Genomic DNA, 18,439 nt, shown 5'->3' with positions numbered 1-18,439 from the left:
TGGTATAATGAAGGCTATGAACGAACTTAAAAAGAACATGGCCATCGAGGGGGAAGTCACAGGCTTGACCCATGAAGGACAAGGTGTGGTAAAGGTCGACGGATATCCGCTCTTTGTCGACAATGCCCTGCCTGGCGAGCGGGTAGAAGTCCGGATTACAAAGCTGGGCAAGCATTTTGGCTTTGGGCGAAATCTCAGGATTATCGAGAGCTCTGATGACCGTGAGACGGGGCTGAACATCGACTATCTCCGCACTGGGATTGCCGATTTGGGCCATCTCAAATACCCTGCCCAGCTGACCTTCAAACGGTTGCAGGTCAGTGAAAATCTGAGAAAGGTGGCGGGTAAGGCCAACTTTCCAGTAATGAAAACGCTAGGAGCAGACGAACCCCTCCATTATCGGAACAAGGCGTCTGTCCCTGTCCGACGGGTTGGCGGCCTGCTTGAGACCGGCTTCTTCCGCAAGCATTCACATCAGCTGGTTCCGATTGAGGACTTTTATATCCAGGAGCCTAGGATTGATGAGCTGATTGCCTATGTCCGGGATGCCATGCGGGATTTTGGCCTTTCTGCCTTCGATGAAGAGAGCCGTCGTGGCCTTGTCCGCAATTTGGTTGTCCGTCGGGGCCATTATTCGGGCGAGCTTATGCTGATCATTGTCGACATGAATGACAAGCTTCCAGAAGCGATGATTGAGCAGATTAAGACTGCATTTCCAGATTTGGAATCCATTTATCTGAACATCAATAAATCGACGGGCAATGCTATCCTTTCACAAGATTTCAAGCTCCTGGCAGGCAAGAAGACCATCACTGACAGCATGCTTGACAAATCCTTTGAAATCGGTCCTGCCAGCTTCTACCAGGTCAATACGGCCCAGGCTGAAAAGCTCTATCAGACGGCTTATGACTTTGCAGAATTAAAGGAGTCTGACACTATTATTGATGCCTATTCCGGTATCGGAACGGTCGGTCTCGCCATCGCTGACCGGGTAAAGGCGGTTTACGGTATGGAAGTCGTCGAAGACGCCGTCTTCAATGCTAAAAATAACGCCAAACTTAATAACATCGAGAACGCTCACTACGAGCTGGGCAAGGCTGAAGAGGTCATGCCAAAATGGCTGGAGGCTGGGATCAAGCCTGACGTGATCTTTGTTGACCCGCCTAGAAAAGGCCTGGATGAAAGCTTTATTGAAGCCTCCAGCCAGACCCAGGCGAGAAACATCGTCTATATCTCCTGCAATCCCTCGACCTTCGCACGGGACGTCAAACGTTTTGAAGAGCGGGGCTATGAGCTCGAAAAGCTCCGGCCGGTCGACCTCTTCCCGCAGACCCATCATGTGGAGTGTGTGGGCTTGTTGAGGAAGAAATAATGAGAATGAAGTCTGACCTTGTCAGGCTTTTTTAGTTCTCCCAAATCGGATTTCATTAGGGAGAAAATAAGAATCTTGTTATAATAAAATAAGAATAACCTATAAAGGAGCTAATCACGATGACAAATTTTGACGAAAAAGATTATGGGCCAAAGCCTTATGTGGTCAACATTGAGGCCTTGACGCTAGAAAACGAAAACTTCCGGACCACAAAATGGACCGGCGAACACCTGCAGATGACGGTCATGGCTATCCCTGTCGGCGGAGATATTGGCTTGGAGCAACATCAGCATAATGACCAATTTATCCGGATTGAGCAAGGCCGTGGTAAGGTAGAGATGGGGCAGGCAGAGGACCAGCTTGAATTTGTCCAAGAAGTGGAGGCCGATGAGGCGGTCTTTGTGCCTGCTGGAGCCTGGCACAACATCACGAATATCGGAGATGAGCCGATGAAGCTTTATACGATTTATGGGCCGAAGGACCATCTGCCGGGGACCCTGCATAGGACTCAAGAAGATGCTCGGAATGATCCTAATGAGGATTAGTTCTTATAAAAAGAGAATTTGGACTTTTGTCTAGGTTCTTTTTTATTGAAGAAGAAGCTTAAAATTTTGAACCTTAGTCTAAGGTAATTCTTGAGACCTTTAGGACTCAAAAATTAACGACGGAAGCCGGAGCCTTCGCTCACCTCCCCCACGACCATACTCCGACTTTTCTCTAGCGACTCTCCAAAAAATACAAAGATTAAATTTTCTGTGAAATCTTTCACTTTTAGCATGACAAAGCCTTGACTATGTGATATAATAGACAATGGATTAAAAATACCATACCTATCAATAAGGAGAGATATAATATAATGGCAAACAAAGAACATCGTAAAGTTATCCTCGTCGGTGACGGTGCTGTCGGCTCATCATACGCATTCGCAATGGTAAACCAAGGAATTGCACAAGAACTCGGAATCATCGAAATTCCAGCCCTTCGTGCAAAAGCAGAAGGGGATGCTGAAGACCTCAGCCACGCCCTTGCCTTTAACTCGCCAATGAAGATCTACGCAGCAGACTACTCTGACTGTAAAGATGCTGACATCGTTGTTATCACTGCTGGTGCCCCACAAAAACCAGGTGAAACTCGTCTGGACCTCGTGGGTAAAAACCTCCGCATCAACCGTGACATCGTCACTCAAGTTGTTGCTTCAGGTTTCGACGGTGTCTTCCTTGTTGCTGCCAACCCAGTTGATATCTTGACTTACTCAACTTGGAAATTCTCTGGCTTCCCACGTAACCGTGTCGTTGGTTCAGGTACTTCACTTGACTCAGCACGTTTCCGTCAAGCCCTTGCTGAAAAACTTGATGTCGATGCTCGTAGCGTCCATGCCTACATCATGGGTGAACACGGTGACTCTGAGTTTGCCGTATGGAGCCACGCAAACATCGCTGGTATCAAGCTTGAACAATGGTTCAAGGAAAACCAATACCTCAACGAATCAGAAATCGTTGAACTTTTCGAAGGCGTGCGTGACGCAGCTTACAGCATCATCGAAAAGAAGGGTGCGACATTCTACGGTATCGCCGCAGCCCTTGCCCGTATCACTAAAGCCATCCTTGATAATGAACGTGCTGTCCTTCCTGTATCAGTCTTCCAAGAAGGTCAATACGGCCTTGACGACTGCTACATCGGTCAACCTGCTATCGTAGGTGCTGGCGGTGTCCTCTCAGCCATCAACATCCCATTGTCAGATGCTGAAATGCAAAAAATGCAGGCTTCAGGCGAACAACTCAAAGCCATCATCAAAGATGCCTTTGAAGATCCTGAAATTGCAGCTGCAGTGAAGTAATAAGACTTTAATGAAAAGCTTGCCAGATGGTGGCTTTTTTTATTGAAACGCTGAATAGAGGCAATTGTGGCCAAGGAAGAGTATGGAAGAGCGCTATATTAAAGGCTCTGATGGAAGAAAACTTAGGCTTCTTATTTTCAAAGGTAAGAAAACTAGCGAAAAGCTTCCTGCCTACCTCTGGTTTCACGGTGGTGGCTACGCCATGGGCAGTCCAGAGATGGCCGGTTTTTATGCAGAGCGATTGATCGCTGCAAGCCCCTGTATTATGATTGCGCCTGACTATAGCCTATCAACGGAGAAGCCATATCCTGCTGCCCTTGAAGATGCCTATGCCAGTCTTTATTGGCTGTTTCAAGAGGCGGATGACTTAGGCATCCGGAGAGAGCAGATTTTTGTCGGTGGAGACAGTGCAGGTGGTGGTCTCGCGGCCTCACTAAGTCTTTATGCCCGGGATAAGGGTGAAATCAATATTGCCTTTCAAACACCGCTTTATCCGATGCTAGATGATCGCATGGAGACAGCCTCCGCTAAGATGAGTAAGGACCCCGCCTGGAACCCCAAGATGAATGAGATTGCTTGGCGGATGTACCTAGGCGATCTGAAAGAGGCAACAAGCTATGCCGCGCCTGCCCGTGAAGAGGATTTCAAAGGCCTCCCTCCAACTTATACTTTTGTAGGTGACCTAGAAATCTTTCATGATGAGACCATAGCTTATATCGAGAAATTAAAAAAGGCAGGGGTCTCTGCCAAGATAGATGTCTATAAGGGCTGCTATCACGGTTTTGATAGGACGGCTACAGCGGTGGGAGAAGAGGCAGTTCAGGGATTGGTTGAAGCTTATCTTTATGCCCGTAAACATTATTTTTCAAAGCAAAAATAAAAAAGCCTGATCATCCAGGCTTTTTTTTTAGGCTATTTAGATTTAATGTAGTTAATCCCATCAGCCTTAGGCGCCACAGCCTTTCCGAGGAAGGCGGCAAGCACGACGATGGTGATGATATAAGGCAGCATCTGCAAGAATGTAGAAGGGATGTGATTAACCCCAGGAATCTGTGCAGAGACAACGGCCAGAGAGGTAGAAAGTCCAAAGAGGAGGGATGCAAGCAGGGCTCCAATCGGATTCCATTTCCCGAAGATCATGGCGGCCAGTGAGATGAAACCTTGACCAGCGATGGTCGTCACGGCGAAGTTTCCTGAAATCGCCTGGGCGAAGAAGGCACCACCGATACCACCGAGGATACCAGAGATGATGACACCCATGTAGCGGTAGAGGTAGACGTTGATTCCGAGCGTATCTGCAGCCTGTGGGTTTTCCCCGACAGAACGCAGACGCAGGCCAAACTTGGTCTTAAAGAGAATCCACCATGAGAGAATCGCGACGATAATCGCAAGGAATGCAGGCAGTGAGGTCTGGGTAAAGAAGATTTTACCAATCACAGGGATATGGGTCAAGCCTGGGAAGTTCCAGTAGCCAATCTGTGTGTTGATATTGACCTGGCCTTGATTGTAAATGACCTGGAGAAGGAAGACACCCAGGGCAGGAGCCATCAGGTTGAGCACGGTCCCTGAGATGATGTGGTCGGCCCGGAAGTTGATGGTCGCCACAGCATGGAGGAGTGAGAAAATCCCACCGATAAGGGCACCGAAGATGACAGAGAGCCAAGGGGTCGCTGCCCCAAAGCTTCCCGCAAAAGTCAGGTTGAAGACCACTGAGCTAAATGCCCCCATGGTCATGATGCCTTCAAGACCGACATTGACGATCCCGCCACGTTCAGAGAAGACCCCACCGATACTGGTAAAGATAAAAGGTGTTGAGTAAATCAGCATGTTGGACACGATGATTTGAAGCATGTTGACGATGTTCATTAGGCCACCTCCTTATCTTTCATTTGTTTGACTTCTTTAGCTTTCTTCTCTCTTGCCTTTGGCAACAAGTATTCGATGACAAACTTGATGGCAATGAAGAAGATGATAGATGCAGAGACGATCTGCACGATTTGTGTTGGAATCTGGTCGATGTTGTTCATACCAGAAGCACCGGTCTGCAGGATAGAGAAGAGCAGGGCGGCAAAGAGGATGCCGACAGGATTGTTTTCTCCAAGCAGGGCAACGGCCATCCCGTTGAAACCAATGTCAAGCGTTGTCCCCTGAGCCACGAAGTTTTGGAAGTAACCAAAGCCGTAGACCACCCCGCCGATACCAGCGATGGCACCTGCGATAATCATTGAGTTGATGATGGTTGATTTTGAAGAAATCCCAGCGTACTCAGAAGCATCAGGATTAAGACCAACGGCCTTAATCTCAAAACCAAGACTGGTCTTTGAAAAGATAACAGCAACGATAATCAGAACGATAATAGCAATGAAAATACCGATATTCAAGGTTGAGTTATCTGTGAGGGCACCCAGCCATTCGGTCCGGAAGCTCGCATTGCTTCCTACTTGCATGGTTTGGTCGCTCGATGTCGGGTTCAAAATCGATTTCTGGAACATGCTGTGAATCATAAAGGTCGAGAAGAACAAGATGATGTAGTTCAGCATGATCGTCACGATGACCTCAGAGGTTCCGAGCATGGCACGGAGAATCCCAGGAATAAAGCCCATCAGACCACCGGCAATCATCCCGATAATAATAACCAAAGGAATCATGAGGAGCCGGGGAATATCAGGGAAGCTCAGGGCAAACCACATGGAAGTCACCCAGCCAGCCAGGGCCTGGCCAGACATCCCGATGTTGAAGAGGCCGGCCTTCATAGAAATCGCAAAGGCGAGGGCTGTCAAAATCAAGGGACCTGCAGTTTGAAGGGTTTCACCGATGGCCCGAGGTGTTCCGAGTGCTGAGATGAAGAGGTCTTCATAGCCGTAAATCGGATTGAAGCCAAAGGCCAGCATGACAATCGCTCCTAGGACAAAGCCGGCGATGACGGCGATGATAGGAACTAATATTTTTTTCGTATTAGTGCTCATTTATATTACCTCCTACCATGAGTACTCCAAGTTCTTGTTTGTTGGTTGTCTCAGGTGTGACTTCGCCTTGAATCTTGCCATCGTGGATGACAAGAATCCGGTCTGAGACATTGAGAATTTCATCCAGCTCAAAGCTGACGACGAGGACCGCACGGCCTTCGTCACGGGCTTGGACCAGACGCTTGTGAATGTACTCAATCGCACCCACGTCAAGCCCCCGGGTAGGCTGGCTGACGATGAGGAGGTCAGGGTTACGGTCGATTTCACGGGCGATGATGGCCTTTTGCTGATTCCCACCTGACAGAGCAGAAGCAGGGACCAGCTCACCAGCACCCCGGACGTCAAATTCTTCCATGAGCTCACGGGCGTGTGAGTTGATGTTGTTGTAGTTGAGGAAGCCGTACTTGCTCATTGGCTCTTTATAGTAAGTCTGGAGGGCGATGTTTTCAGCGACGGTCATCTGGAGGACCAAGCCATCACGGTGACGGTCTTCAGGGACGTGGCTGACGGCCTGCTCAGTGATTTTCCGAGGGCGTTGATTGGTAATGTCTTTGCCCTTGAGCATGATACTGCCGGATTCGACCTTTTGGAGACCCGTGATGGCACGGATGAGTTCAGTTTGGCCGTTGCCATCAATCCCGGCAATACCGACAATTTCGCCAGCACGGACCTGGAGAGAGAGGCCTTTGACAGCTTCAGCCCCACGTTTTTCGTGGACGACGATGTTCTTGACGTCCAGGACGACATCAGTAGGCTTGGCTGGCTCTTTTTCAGTGACAAAGCTGACCGAGTGGCCGACCATCATTTCAGCCAGCTCTTGGTTCGTCTTGTCACCAAGCTCGACGGTCTCGATAGAGACACCACGACGGATGACTGTGATACGGTCAGCGACCGCCCGGATTTCATCCAGCTTGTGGGTAATCAGGATGATAGACTTGCCTTCAGCGATTAGGTTCTTCATGATTTGCATGAGTTCTGTGATTTCGCTTGGGGTCAAGACGGCAGTCGGCTCATCAAAAATGAGGATGTCAGCGCCACGATAGAGGGTCTTGAGGATTTCGACCCGTTGTTGTTGACCGACGGAGATATCACGGACCAAGGCGTCGAGGTCAACTGCAAGACCGTATTTCTCAGAGAGTTCCATGATTTGCTTTTTGGCAGTCGCCATATCCAGCTTGAGGCCTTTAGTGGTCTCAGAGCCAAGGATGATGTTTTCAGCTACCGTAAAGGCATCTACCAGCATGAAGTGCTGGTGGACCATCCCGATACCAAGCTTGGCCGCTTTAGATGGAGAATCAATCTTTTCCAGCTTGCCATTGACATGGATTTCACCAGATGTCGGCTCAAGAAGACCTGAGAGCATGTTCATCAGGGTTGATTTACCGGCACCATTTTCACCTAAAAGGGCGTGAATCTCGCCCTTTTTCAACTCAAGATTGATCTTGTCGTTAGCGACAAATTCACCAAAAATCTTGGTGACATCAATCATTTGAATGACGTTTTCTGTGGCCATTTTGGCTCCTTTATATAAGAATAATTACAAAAACAATATGCTTTTATTATACCAAAATAAGAAGATTTTTGACAACGCTAGCTGTAAGTGTTTACATAATATTTATAGACTTTTTTCCTTTTTAATAAATGTTATAATAATTTAATGGCCTCAACTAAATCTATCCTTAAATTCGCCCTCCCCGCCGTCGTTGAAAACTTCCTTCAGATGCTTATGACATTGATGGATACTTTTTTGGTGGCGAGAATCAGCCTATCGGCCGTGGCAGGTGTTGCCTTGGCTGGGAATATCTTGACGGTTTACCAGGCGGTCTTTGTGGCGATTGGGACTGTGATTTCTAGCCTTTTGGCGAGGGCCTGGGCAAGGGAGAAGGAGACGGGAGAAGCGACTGGGCTTTTGGCTTCGAGTCAGAAGCTGATTTGGCTGGTTGGGATTTTCTTAGGCTTGATTTCCATTATTGGAGCTAGGGCCATGACGACCCTCCTCGGAGCTAGGGGAACAATGGCTGGCGAGGCTCGGGTCTACCTGATGCTGGTCGGTGGCTTTATGTTATTTCTAGCCCTGATGACCGTCTACGGAGCATTTCTCCGGGCTAGTGGCGACACGAAAACGCCGATGATGGCGAGCTTTTACGCCAATGGCCTGAATATTATTTTCGCCGGCCTCTTTATTTTTGGCCTCCACTGGGGCGTTATTGGGGCGGGGCTGGGCACAGTTTTAGCCCGGGCTATTGGTGCCTTCTTTCTATATAATAAATGTCGATCTGCTCAGATTGATGTGAGTTTCCATTTTTGGAAACAAAAAATCTCCCGGGAGCTCCTCCATCTGAGTGGGCCGGCGACAGCTGAACGCCTGGTCATGCGTTTTGGCGATTTGATTGTGATTGCCTTAATCATCAGTTTTGGGGCCAAGATCTATGCCGGCAATGCTATCGGCGAAAACATCACACAGTTTAATTATATGCCAGGCTTTGGGATGGCGACGGCGACCGTTATTCTAGGGGCGTCTGCCTTTGGCCAGCAGGACCCTGAGGGTTTGAAGGCGATTGTACGGAAGAGCTATTGGTTGACAGCCTTGATGATGGTTCTTGTTGGGGCTGTCATCTTATTGGCCAGCGATGCCCTTGGCCGTCTCTTTACGAAGGATGCTGTGGCTCTTTCGGCTAATCATACGGTGATTCTCTTTTCATTACTGGCGACGATTTTTACAGCCGGCACGCTGATTTACACGGCCGCCCATCAGAGTGTGGGGAATACCCGACTGCCATTTTTAGCGACCTCGGTCGGTATGCTGATTGTCCGGGTCGTGCTTGGCTTTGTCTTTGGGCATTTGCTTGGGCTTGGCCTGGAAGGGGTTTGGTTGGCTGTGATTGCGGATAATCTCTTTCGATTTATTTTCTTAAAATGGCGTTTCCAGAAGGCTCTAAAATAATTTAGAGTTTTTTATTTTGCTTCATGGGAATGCCTTTGCTTGATATACTTAAGATAAGAAGAGGTCAGCCTAGAAGAGTCAAATAAATGCTTTAGATCAGAAAGGTGTCCCAGATGAAAAGGAAAAGAGAAAATGTAAAACATAAACATGCCCATGACAGGAAAAAAAGAAAGCTTTGGCCTTGGTTGCCGGTAGGGATCCCTGTTTTAGTAGCTCTGTTGCTCTTAGGATATGTCTTTATGAAACCTAACAAGGAAGCTGATTCACAGAACAATCCAGCAGCAAAGCAATCCCAGACTGCCTCTCAGCCCTCTGAAGAGGCAAGGCCAGTCGAAGAAGGAGATGAAGCGGGAGAGAATGCTAATCCTCAAGAGCTTGACGAGCCAGAACAAGCACCAGTAGCCATGAACTTTGACCAGCTTCAAGCCGGAAACTTTGCAAGTATCCAAGGCATCTGGGAAAATAGCCAGGGAGACCGTCTCGTGATTTCAGGCAATCAAATGGAAATATCACGCATCAATCAAGAGCTAGGCTCTGCGCTAGTCAGCGGTCTCAGCTTGAACATTCCAAGCTTGAACAATGATCAAGGAGAGCCTCAAGAGATTGAAGTCTTTGGCAATTCCCAGCCTGCCTATAGTCGCTATCTGACTCCGAGTCAAAGGAAAGAAGGTGAGCTTGCCTTAGATGGTGCTGTGGCCACTGCTGGTTTCATGGTAACTTTTGCTAAGGCCGGAGTCGTCTCTAATATTGACCGTCAAGTGAGTAAGGCTTCTGACAGTAGCCGGGAACGGATTTGGGTTGCTGTGGGTCAAAACATTGATTCTGACATGAATGACGATGTCTATTATCGCGATTAAAGGCTTGAAGAGATTCAGGGCTTTTTATGAGCTTTGAAATCCAGTGATTAAGTAAAAATAGCTTTCCAACAAGAAATCTCTAAGAAAAGCTAGCCATCTATGCTATAATAGTTATTGAAAGAAAGTGAGGAAACCCATGATTATCTTACTCGTTATCATTGCCATCATCGTTATCTTTGTCCTTTGGCTCTTCATCGGAGGACGTAATAATCTTGTCCGCCTGTCAAATGGTGTTGACAATGCCTTTGCACAGATCTCTACCCAGCTCCAGCGTCGTTATGACTTGATTCCAAATCTGGTAGAGACGGTCAAGGGCTATGCCAAGCACGAAGATGCGGTCTTTAGCAAGGTCACAGAAGCCCGTGCAGCAGCAAGCAAGGCCATCCAGACCGGTTCTGCTCAAGACGTTGCTGCGGCCCAAGATACCATGGGACAAGCCCGCCTTGCTATTAACGCTGTAGCTGAGCAATACCCAGACCTCAAGGCCAACCAAAACTTCCTGAGCCTTCAAGAAGAATTGACTTCAACTGAAAACAAGGTCGCCTATGCCCGTCAAGCTTACAATGACTCAGTCATGAGCTACAACAACGGCATCGAGGTCTTCCCGACCGTCCTGATTGCCGGCATGTTTGGCTACCACAAGAAGACCATGTTTGAAGTAGAAAATGAAGCGGCTAAAGAAGCACCTAAAGTAAGCTTCTAAGTGAGAAAAGGCTGCGGGAAACGTGGCTTTTTTGTTAAGACTTTTGAGGCTGCAATGTGACCAAAGGGAGCATTGAAGCCCAAAAGTCAAAAAAAGGGTGACGGATAAGGAAAGCATAGCTTTCCACATTCGTTATTAAGAAAGGAGCTTTATGGCTAAAAGAACTGACTTTCGTTCTGAAATAAAACGGCTGGAGCAAGGCATCAGAGTGGCCTGGTTCATCAACTTTGCCATTATCTGGGTCTTGGTTATCGCTATCGGTGTGGTCTTTGGCCTGTCGACTCGGGTGAGCAATGCCCAGCTGGCCCAGGAAATGCTGGTCTTTGCAGGCATCGGCCTGGTCGTCGCACTGATTATCATGGCGGTCGTCTCTGGCTCAGCTGAGCGGATTTTGCTCTCTGCACCGGCTGGGGATGCCGTCGAAGTGACCAATGGTCAACTCAAAAACATTGTCGAAGAAATGGCCATTGCAGCTGCCCTTGAGCAGCAGCCCCGGGTCTATATCCTCCGTGGCTCAGGGGTCTGTAATGCCTACGCTTCAGCTGACAGCAAGGGCAACAGCATGGTCGTCGTGACAGAAGAACTGCTTGATTTGCTCAATACCCGTGAAGAGCTCGAGGGCGTGATTGCTCACGAAATTGGTCATATCAAGACCGGCGACTCACAGGCAATGACAAAGCTTGTCGCTTTGACCTCAACGACAGCCATCATCGGCTCTATGGCCAGCCGGATGCTCTTCTTTGGTGGCGGCAGACGAAATAGCGATAGCAACAACTCAAACGGGACGAATCCTATCGCTATTGTCATCATTGTCCTCTCTTATATCTTCTTGATTGCGGCTCCCTTCTTGTCTAAGATTGCCGAGTCCTACATGTCAAGAGAGCGGGAGTCGAGGGCCGATGCGAGTGCCGTTGAGTTTACCCGGAATCCGACAGGAATTGCCCAGGCCCTGATTGCCCTGGAAAATGGGGCTGACCACTATGGCTCCAAATCTGAGGCCAAGAACTTTGGCGAGACAATTGGGCCGGTGGCCTTCTATAATCCGAGCTTTGCTGGTCTTGATTTGTCCAGCCACCCTTCGACCAAGAAGCGGGTGGCGGCTTTGAAGGCCATGGGGGCCCAGGTAGATGATTCGAGTCTTTGATAAAGTTAAGCAAGTCAATGTTGCTTAGCTTTTTTTATCTGTTTAGCTATTCTCCAAAGGTTTATGCTATAATTAAGTTATTAAATAGATTGGAGAATCTAATGAAAAAAACATCAAAAGGACTTGTTTTGGGGCTTGTCGCAGGGGCTAGCCTTGTTGCGAGTTTTGCTCTTGCTCAATCGAGTAAGGCTGACACCGTCTATCGGAATTTTAATTCTCGAACAGGAGAGCATCTCTATTCAAGCTATAACGAATGGAAGACCTTGCCTGGCTTGAGTGCAGATTGGCATCAGGATAATGTTACCTTTGATGAGCCAAGCACAGGACCAGATGTCTATCGACTCTATAATCCTAAATCAGGCGAACATATCTTTACAACAGGCCTCAATGAAAAGAGGGTGCTCTCATCACAAGGTTGGACTTATGAGGGTGTGGCCTTTCATTCAGGAGGTAAGGTGCCTGTCTACCGGATGTTCAATGCGAAGGCTGGTATCGGTGCCCACCTCAACACTGCCAATGCCAATGAAAAAAGCGTCTTGATGGGTCAAGGCTGGACCTATGAAGGAATTGCCTGGTATGCGACAGATGCAGGAACCGCTAACGTTCCTTCCGCTCCATCAGCACCAGCACAAGGGTCTGCCACAATCAAAAATACAGCAGCGGAATATGCCATCACAGCACAAGTTTCTTTGAACGGGACAGGTCAAGGCTTCCACAGTAAGATTGAGTTTGTCACTGCTCAGGCAGGGGTAACCTTTGGGATCCAGTACGATGCTGCTGGTGCTGCTCCTTATACAGGCAAACCGGCCTTCTTGCTTGAAAACATCGTGAGCAGTGCAACAGAAACAGGCAATCAATATACCCACACAGGTTTAGCTAAAGTCGGCACTTCATATACATTGCTTTTGACATTGCAATCTAATGGTGCTTATGCAGCCTATGTCAATGGTACTAAGGTCACTTCAGGCATCAATAGTAAAATGGCAAATACAACCGTCTACGCCCGTGTCCAAACCGTTGGTAAACAAAATGGTGACCATGCTGATTCAAGCTTTGCAAACATCGGAGTTAGACACACTGCTAATGCCACTAGCTTTGGGGCAATCACTAGTGCAGTCTTCCCAGATGGTTTCAGTACTAATGCTGTCGTTGGAAAATCTGCTCCAAACCCACTCCGCATCTCAGGGACTGTATCAGGCCTGAATGGTAACTGGAGTACAGCGACTCCTAAGGGAAACACGGTTCAATTCCAATAATATAGAATCTTAAAGCAGGCCTTGAGTCTGTTTTTTTATGGTAAAATAAAAACTATGAAGAAATTTATCGCCGTCATTATCGTCATCGCTGGCCTCTTGGCCGACCAGCTTTTCAAGGGCTGGATTGTTGCCAATATCCCGCTTGGGGGGAGCAAGCCTTTTATTCCGGGTCTGATGGAGCTGACCTACCTGCAAAATCGTGGGGCGGCCTGGTCGTCTTTTGAGGGCCAGCAGTGGTTCTTCCTGATTTTAACGCCGATTGTTGTGATTGTGGCGGGCTATTTTCTATGGAAAAAATTAGATTCTGCCTTTTATTTCATTGGCCTGAGTCTGATTATCTCTGGAGCCCTGGGCAATTTCATCGACCGGGCCCATCAGGGCTTTGTGGTTGACATGTTTCAGACGACTTTTATTAATTTCCCAATTTTTAATATTGCGGACAGCCTCCTGTCCATCGGCTTTGTGCTCTTGTTCATCGCCATTCTAGCAGATAAGGAAGAGAAGAATGCCTAAAATTAGCATCAATAAAGAAAATGCAGGTCTGAGGCTGGACAAGGCCGTTGCCAATATGAGCGAGGTCTCACGGACGCTTATCAATGACCTCATCAAAGAAGGCAAGATACTCGTCAACGGCGAGCAGAAGAAAGCCAAGTACGCCGTCAAGGAAAACGACCAGATTGACTATGAACTGCCAGAAGTAGAAGTCCTCGACATCCAGGCCGAGGATATTCCACTCGACATCGTCTATCAGGATGCGGACGTCGCTGTGGTCAATAAGCCCCAGGGCATGGTCGTCCATCCTTCAGCTGGCCACGCCTCAGGCACCCTGGTCAATGCCCTCATGTATCAGGTCAAAGACCTTTCTTCTATTAATGGCGTCATCAGGCCTGGCATCGTCCACCGGATTGACAAGGATACGAGTGGTCTTCTGATGATTGCCAAAAATGATATGGCCCATGAGGCTCTAGCTTGTCAGCTCAAGGCCAAGAGCAACCAGCGCCGTTATTTGGCCATTGTCCACGGCAATCTCCCCAATGACAAGGGGACCATCGAGGCCCCTATCGGTCGAAATAAAAAAGACCGGAAGAAGCAGGCCGTTGTCGCTGATGGCAAGCCTGCCATCACGCATTTTGAGGTTTTAGAACGCTTTGAATCCGGCTATAATCTGGTCGCCCTCCAGCTCGAGACCGGCCGGACCCACCAGATTCGGGTCCACATGGCCTATATTGGCCATCCGCTTGCGGGCGACCCGCTCTACGGACCACGCAAGACCTTGACGCCGAATGCTGGCCAGTTCCTCCATGCGGAGACACTGGGCTTTGTGCACCCGTCGACGGGCGAGGAGATGGCCTTTCAGGTGGATGTGCCGGAGATTTTTGAGAAACAATTAGAAGGACTGAGAAATTTAGATTAGTCCTATTATTAAGGATGACACAGAAATCTGTGTCATTTTTTTTATTTACTTCTAAAAAGAAAGCCTTTACAATAAGAGTGTAAGAAATTATATATTAAAGGAGTTCAATATGAATGAATCTGTATCCTTGAAAGTCCGTGTCCAAAAGCTCGGAACGGCACTTTCAAATATGGTCATGCCCAATATCCCTATCCTGATTGCCTGGGGTGTCCTGACCATGTTCTTTATCCCAGATGGTTTTACACCAAATGCGACCTTTGCGGCGATGGTAACACCAATGCTGGTCTACCTTATCCCTGTCATGATTGGTTATACGGGTGGTAAAAACATCTATGACCACCGTGGTGGTGTCGTTGGTGCCTTGGCAACCTTTGGTGCGATTCTTGCTACAGCGACTTCAGCTGTCGGTGGCTTGAACGGCAAGGCCAATGTCCCTATGATTCTTGGTGCCATGATTCTTGGTCCTCTTGGCGGATGGGTGATTAAGAAAATCGACCAAGTCATTCAGCCAAGGGTTAAGGCAGGTCTTGAGATGTTGGTCAACAACTTCTCAGCAGGTCTTGTAGGTTTTGGTCTGGCCCTCTTTGCGGTCAAGGTTGTAGGACCAGTCGTTGCATGGCTGACAGACGTCATGGGCCACGGCGTTGACTTCCTGGTCTCTGCCCACCTGATTCCACTGGCCAATATCTTCATCGAGCCAGCTAAGATTCTTTTCCTGAACAACGCCATTAACCAAGGGATTCTCTCTCCGCTTGGTATCCAGCAGGCTGCTGAGCACGGCAAGTCCCTCCTCTTCCTCTTGGAAGCCAACCCTGGACCTGGTCTTGGTATCCTCCTTGCCTTCATGTTCTTTGGTAAGGGTTCTGCAAAAGCAACTGCACCAGGTGCTGTGATCATCCAGTTCATCGGTGGGATTCACGAAATCTACTTCCCATATGTCATGATGAAACCAGCCCTCTTCTTTGCAGTTATCGCTGGGGGTGTCTCTGGTACACTGACCAACAACCTCTTGGGCTCAGGCCTTCAAGCTCCTGCCTCTCCAGGCTCTATCATCGCCATCACAGGGATGGCCTCAGGGAAGGCTGCCGGTGGTTTTGCTAATGTTCTCTGTGTCTGGGCTGGTATCCTTGTCGCAGCCATTGTTTCCTTCCTTGTCGCGGCCTTCATTCTCCGTCGTGATAAATCGATGACAGATGATACATTTGAAGCAGCACAAGCCGGTGTTGCCTCTGAAAAGGCCACTTCAAAAGGCCAAGCTGTCGCAACAACAAACAACGAAAATGCAGACTTTGCAGGCATCAAACATATCATCTTTGCCTGTGATGCTGGGATGGGCTCATCAGCAATGGGGGCGTCTATCCTCCGGAACAAGGTCAAAGAAGCCGGCCTTGCTGCAAGCATTGATACGACCAATGTTGCCATTGCCAATCTTCAGGCTGGCGCTGACACCATCGTCGTGACCCAACATGAGCTTGCAGCACGCGCGGCGGGCATGGCTCCTGGTGCGGTCCGCTACGAAGTCTCAAACTTCCTCTCATCTCCAGTCTACGATGAAATCATCGACAAGCTGACAGGCGAAGCGCCATCAGCAGAAGCCGCTCCAGCTGTCGTTGGCTCAAGCACAGACTTCCACAAGGAAATCGACCTCAACACCATCGACGAAGTTGTCTTTGCCCACGATGCAGCCCACATGGGTTCAGCCACCATGGGTAAGGCAACCATGAACGAAATCTTCAAGGTTCAAGAAATCAAGATTCCTGTCTCTGAAGTGGAATTTGTCGGTCTGGCCAGCTTCAACGCTCCAAACATTATGATTGTGACGACAAAAGACTTTACAGCCAAGGCTGAAGAAGTGGCTCCAAACGCCCAACATCTCTCTGTCGACAGCCTGATTACTGCCCCTGAGTTCACAGAAATGGTGGGCAGACTCAAGAACTAAAAGCAAACAACTAAAAAGTGCTTAATTTTGATAAAATGAAAAGTAACTGATTTTATCAAGAGGAGGTCCTGTATGCTGGTCAGCAGCCGTGAACAAAAGTTAATTGATGCCTTTCAGACAGAAGAAAGCTTGAGCATTGCCCAGATGCTAGAAGTCACGGGCACCAGCCGGCGGACCTTATACCGGGACCTGGAACGACTCCAAGAGAGCCTGCCCGACGGCTACAGCATCAAGAAGACCCATGGCGGCTATCAGCTCATCGGTAATCTGGAAAGCCTGGCTGTCCGGGAGCTCCAGGACTTTACAGCTAGAGAGCGCCTCTTTGGCGAGCTCCTGCTTTTGATGGATGGAGAGGCCTCGATTGCCAGTATCACAGAGACCTTTGCTATCTCTCAGCCCACAGCCAGCAATGACCTGAAGCTGATTGAGGCCGAGCTCAATGAAAACGACCTGGCCTTAAATCGTGAAAAAGGCCTCAAGCTCACAGGCGACGAGGCCAGTCTCCGATCGATGCGGGTGGCTGCGACCTTTGACAATAGCTCGATTCAAGAAATCTTAAACGGCGATTTTCAGAGCAACAAGATGGCAGGCTTCCTGGACTTGGAGAGTTTATCTCAGGCCAGACTTGCCTTTGAAAAGCTCCCTGACCTTGACGCACCAGATAGGACAAGAAGTCTGATGATTCTCTTTCTGTCAGTCAGCCTTCAGCGGATTAAGCGGGGGCATCTGATGACTTACGCTGCAAGGCGGAAGCCCAGCAAGCTCGCCCTTGACTTTATCCAGTCGCTGATTGCCAGCTCCAAGCTGACCAATTTCAGCCTGCCTGAGATGACCTATCTTGCGACCATCTACGACGCCCTCTACTTTGCCTTTGGCCTGGACTTTCTCTATGTTGAAAAATTTGACACGGACTTTTCCTATCAGATTCGTCAGCTGATTGACCTGGTTTCCGACAAGGTCAAGATGCCCTTTTCAAAGGACTCGAGCTTATATGGCCTGCTTTACGCCCACCTCAAGGGCAGTGAAATCATGCCTAGCCTCTTTGCTGAGAAGGAAAATGACTTTGTCAGACGGATTGCCACAGAAAATGCCAAGCTCTTTGAAGCTTCTGAGGAGGCCCTTCATCAGGTCTTTGGCAAGAAATTTCCAGTGATGGAAATCGCCTATGTGGCCTTGCATTTCGCGTCAACCTTAGAGCGTTCAGACAGTGTCCTACCACTGAGAGCGGCTCTGGTCAGCAGTCGGGGAAGGATTTCCTGCGAGCTGATCATGAGCAATCTAAAAAAGAACTTCCCCTATCTGAAGAGGATCGACTTTATTCAGAGCTCGGCCGACTTCAACGAAGGTCAATACGACGTCATCTTCACGACCGAAAAAGAGTCTTCTTATATCTACGTCAATCGCATGCCTTCAGGCAGTGAGCTCGACCAGCTCAGACGTCGCCTCCGAAAGATTCAGCAGGAGGTCAAACAGCCTCGTGATTTTGCAGATACTGATGGCCAGTTCATCAATCTAAACCAGCTCTTTAACGCCGGCAATGAAATTCTGGAGACTTTCACAGTCAGCCAGCTGGAAAATGAAGCAGATTTGCTGGCGACGGTTAGACAGCTGCTTGCTGATATTCTTGGCAGTGACAATGAAGCCTTCAGCCAGCTCTTAGTCAGGCGTTTCGAAGAGACCCATCTGGCAATTCCATCCACCAAGCTGGCCCTGATTCACGGCCTGGACGACAGTGTCGAGAGGCCCATCTTTAAGATTGTCGACCTGACCTGTCCTCTTGAGGTTACGGCCATGGACCGGAAGATGATTCGGGCCGAACGACTCCTCGTCCTCCTGTCCGGCCAAAAGGTTTCTGATTCTGCGGCCTTCCTCTTGGGTAAGATTTCAAGTTCCATTATCGAAAATAAGCTTTATACTACTATTTACAATTCTGGCAATCAGGAGGTCGTCTCAGAGCTCCTCAAACAGATTATTACAGAAGCCATTCAGAAGGATGGCCAATAAAGA

At 48.6% G+C, this 18,439-nt stretch carries 16 protein-coding genes; 13 read left to right on the top strand and 3 right to left on the bottom strand.

The annotated features are described in order from the left end of the window. Positions 1-16: 16 nt before the first annotated feature. The 4 genes from rlmD to NtB2_RS07310 all read left to right on the top strand — a co-directional run bounded on the left by rlmD (position 17) and on the right by NtB2_RS07310 (position 4,089). A complete protein-coding gene (rlmD, locus tag NtB2_RS07330; protein WP_109246324.1) occupies positions 17-1,372 on the top strand; it encodes a 23S rRNA (uracil(1939)-C(5))-methyltransferase RlmD in 1,356 nt (451 codons plus the stop codon). Positions 1,373-1,491: 119 nt separating this feature from the next. Further along, positions 1,492-1,917: a cupin domain-containing protein gene (locus tag NtB2_RS07325; RefSeq protein ID WP_109246303.1), complete on the top strand. Its 426-nt coding sequence runs from the start codon at positions 1,492-1,494 to the stop codon at positions 1,915-1,917. A gap of 308 nt (positions 1,918-2,225) precedes the next feature. Beyond that, complete coding sequence (locus NtB2_RS07315; protein ID WP_109246301.1) at positions 2,226-3,209, top strand: L-lactate dehydrogenase; 984 nt, start codon at positions 2,226-2,228, stop codon at positions 3,207-3,209. A gap of 82 nt (positions 3,210-3,291) precedes the next feature. Continuing rightward, complete coding sequence (locus NtB2_RS07310) at positions 3,292-4,089, top strand: alpha/beta hydrolase (protein WP_109246300.1); 798 nt, start codon at positions 3,292-3,294, stop codon at positions 4,087-4,089. A gap of 32 nt (positions 4,090-4,121) precedes the next feature. On the opposite strand, the gene NtB2_RS07305 is transcribed toward NtB2_RS07310, so the two are convergent. From NtB2_RS07305 to NtB2_RS07295, 3 genes are read right to left on the bottom strand one after another with little or no spacing between them, the layout of a single operon-like run. Beyond that, the gene (locus NtB2_RS07305) at positions 4,122-5,075 is read right to left on the bottom strand and encodes an ABC transporter permease (protein WP_109246299.1); all 954 of its coding nucleotides are present in this window, start codon (positions 5,073-5,075) and stop codon (positions 4,122-4,124) included. Continuing rightward, positions 5,075-6,175 carry an ABC transporter permease gene (locus tag NtB2_RS07300; RefSeq protein WP_109246298.1) on the bottom strand — a complete coding sequence of 367 codons (1,101 nt, stop codon included), beginning with the start codon at positions 6,173-6,175 and terminating at the stop codon, positions 5,075-5,077. The genes NtB2_RS07305 and NtB2_RS07300 overlap by 1 nt, the downstream gene beginning before the upstream one ends. Continuing rightward, positions 6,165-7,688: an ABC transporter ATP-binding protein gene (locus NtB2_RS07295; protein WP_109246297.1), complete on the bottom strand. Its 1,524-nt coding sequence runs from the start codon at positions 7,686-7,688 to the stop codon at positions 6,165-6,167. Before NtB2_RS07295 ends, NtB2_RS07300 begins: the two co-directional genes overlap by 11 nt. Before the next feature lie 144 nt (positions 7,689-7,832). Here NtB2_RS07295 and NtB2_RS07290 point away from each other — a divergent pair, with 144 nt between their 5' ends. The 9 genes from NtB2_RS07290 (at position 7,833) to NtB2_RS07250 (ending at position 18,436) form a co-directional block, all read left to right on the top strand. After that, positions 7,833-9,119, top strand: a complete 1,287-nt coding sequence (locus NtB2_RS07290) for an MATE family efflux transporter (RefSeq protein WP_109246296.1) — start codon at positions 7,833-7,835, stop codon at positions 9,117-9,119. A 239-nt stretch (positions 9,120-9,358) separates the two neighbouring features. Further along, a complete protein-coding gene (locus NtB2_RS07285; protein ID WP_109246295.1) occupies positions 9,359-9,976 on the top strand; it encodes a DUF6287 domain-containing protein in 618 nt (205 codons plus the stop codon). A gap of 136 nt (positions 9,977-10,112) precedes the next feature. Then, positions 10,113-10,679, top strand: coding sequence for a LemA family protein (locus NtB2_RS07280; protein WP_109246294.1), 567 nt, complete (start codon positions 10,113-10,115; stop codon positions 10,677-10,679). Positions 10,680-10,830: 151 nt separating this feature from the next. Next, positions 10,831-11,823 carry a M48 family metalloprotease gene (locus NtB2_RS07275; protein WP_109246293.1) on the top strand — a complete coding sequence of 331 codons (993 nt, stop codon included), beginning with the start codon at positions 10,831-10,833 and terminating at the stop codon, positions 11,821-11,823. Between the two features lie 101 nt (positions 11,824-11,924). Then, positions 11,925-13,079, top strand: coding sequence for a hypothetical protein (locus tag NtB2_RS07270; RefSeq protein WP_109246292.1), 1,155 nt, complete (start codon positions 11,925-11,927; stop codon positions 13,077-13,079). A 54-nt stretch (positions 13,080-13,133) separates the two neighbouring features. Continuing rightward, entirely contained in the window at positions 13,134-13,592 is a 459-nt protein-coding gene (lspA, locus tag NtB2_RS07265) for a signal peptidase II (protein ID WP_109246291.1), read from the top strand. Beyond that, complete coding sequence (locus tag NtB2_RS07260) at positions 13,585-14,493, top strand: RluA family pseudouridine synthase (protein WP_109246290.1); 909 nt, start codon at positions 13,585-13,587, stop codon at positions 14,491-14,493. Before lspA ends, NtB2_RS07260 begins: the two co-directional genes overlap by 8 nt. A gap of 109 nt (positions 14,494-14,602) precedes the next feature. Then, the gene (locus NtB2_RS07255; protein WP_109246289.1) at positions 14,603-16,432 is read left to right on the top strand and encodes a PTS mannitol transporter subunit IIBC; all 1,830 of its coding nucleotides are present in this window, start codon (positions 14,603-14,605) and stop codon (positions 16,430-16,432) included. A gap of 72 nt (positions 16,433-16,504) precedes the next feature. Then, positions 16,505-18,436 carry a BglG family transcription antiterminator gene (locus NtB2_RS07250; RefSeq protein ID WP_109246288.1) on the top strand — a complete coding sequence of 644 codons (1,932 nt, stop codon included), beginning with the start codon at positions 16,505-16,507 and terminating at the stop codon, positions 18,434-18,436. Positions 18,437-18,439: the final 3 nt, after the last annotated feature.

The organism is Lactococcus termiticola, assembly GCF_003116835.1.
Lineage (GTDB): Bacteria > Bacillota > Bacilli > Lactobacillales > Streptococcaceae > Lactococcus > Lactococcus termiticola.
The sequence above is the reverse complement of the archived record's forward strand: the minus strand, read 5'-3'. Positions and strand labels throughout refer to the sequence as shown.

Excerpts from the sequence above, each read along its gene's own strand:
- NtB2_RS07295 (WP_109246297.1), bottom strand. The coding sequence starts at position 7,688 with ATGGCCACAGAAAACGTCATTCAAATGATTGATGTCACCAAGATTTTT.
- NtB2_RS07290 (WP_109246296.1), top strand. The coding sequence starts at position 7,833 with ATGGCCTCAACTAAATCTATCCTTAAATTCGCCCTCCCCGCCGTCGTT.
- NtB2_RS07260 (WP_109246290.1), top strand. The coding sequence starts at position 13,585 with ATGCCTAAAATTAGCATCAATAAAGAAAATGCAGGTCTGAGGCTGGAC.
- NtB2_RS07310 (WP_109246300.1), top strand. The coding sequence starts at position 3,292 with ATGGAAGAGCGCTATATTAAAGGCTCTGATGGAAGAAAACTTAGGCTT.
- NtB2_RS07300 (WP_109246298.1), bottom strand. The coding sequence starts at position 6,175 with ATGAGCACTAATACGAAAAAAATATTAGTTCCTATCATCGCCGTCATC.
- NtB2_RS07285 (WP_109246295.1), top strand. The coding sequence starts at position 9,359 with ATGAAACCTAACAAGGAAGCTGATTCACAGAACAATCCAGCAGCAAAG.
- rlmD (WP_109246324.1), top strand. The coding sequence starts at position 17 with ATGAACGAACTTAAAAAGAACATGGCCATCGAGGGGGAAGTCACAGGC.
- lspA (WP_109246291.1), top strand. The coding sequence starts at position 13,134 with ATGAAGAAATTTATCGCCGTCATTATCGTCATCGCTGGCCTCTTGGCC.
- NtB2_RS07250 (WP_109246288.1), top strand. The coding sequence starts at position 16,505 with ATGCTGGTCAGCAGCCGTGAACAAAAGTTAATTGATGCCTTTCAGACA.
- NtB2_RS07325 (WP_109246303.1), top strand. The coding sequence starts at position 1,492 with ATGACAAATTTTGACGAAAAAGATTATGGGCCAAAGCCTTATGTGGTC.
- NtB2_RS07270 (WP_109246292.1), top strand. The coding sequence starts at position 11,925 with ATGAAAAAAACATCAAAAGGACTTGTTTTGGGGCTTGTCGCAGGGGCT.
- NtB2_RS07275 (WP_109246293.1), top strand. The coding sequence starts at position 10,831 with ATGGCTAAAAGAACTGACTTTCGTTCTGAAATAAAACGGCTGGAGCAA.
- NtB2_RS07255 (WP_109246289.1), top strand. The coding sequence starts at position 14,603 with ATGAATGAATCTGTATCCTTGAAAGTCCGTGTCCAAAAGCTCGGAACG.
- NtB2_RS07280 (WP_109246294.1), top strand. The coding sequence starts at position 10,113 with ATGATTATCTTACTCGTTATCATTGCCATCATCGTTATCTTTGTCCTT.
- NtB2_RS07305 (WP_109246299.1), bottom strand. The coding sequence starts at position 5,075 with ATGAACATCGTCAACATGCTTCAAATCATCGTGTCCAACATGCTGATT.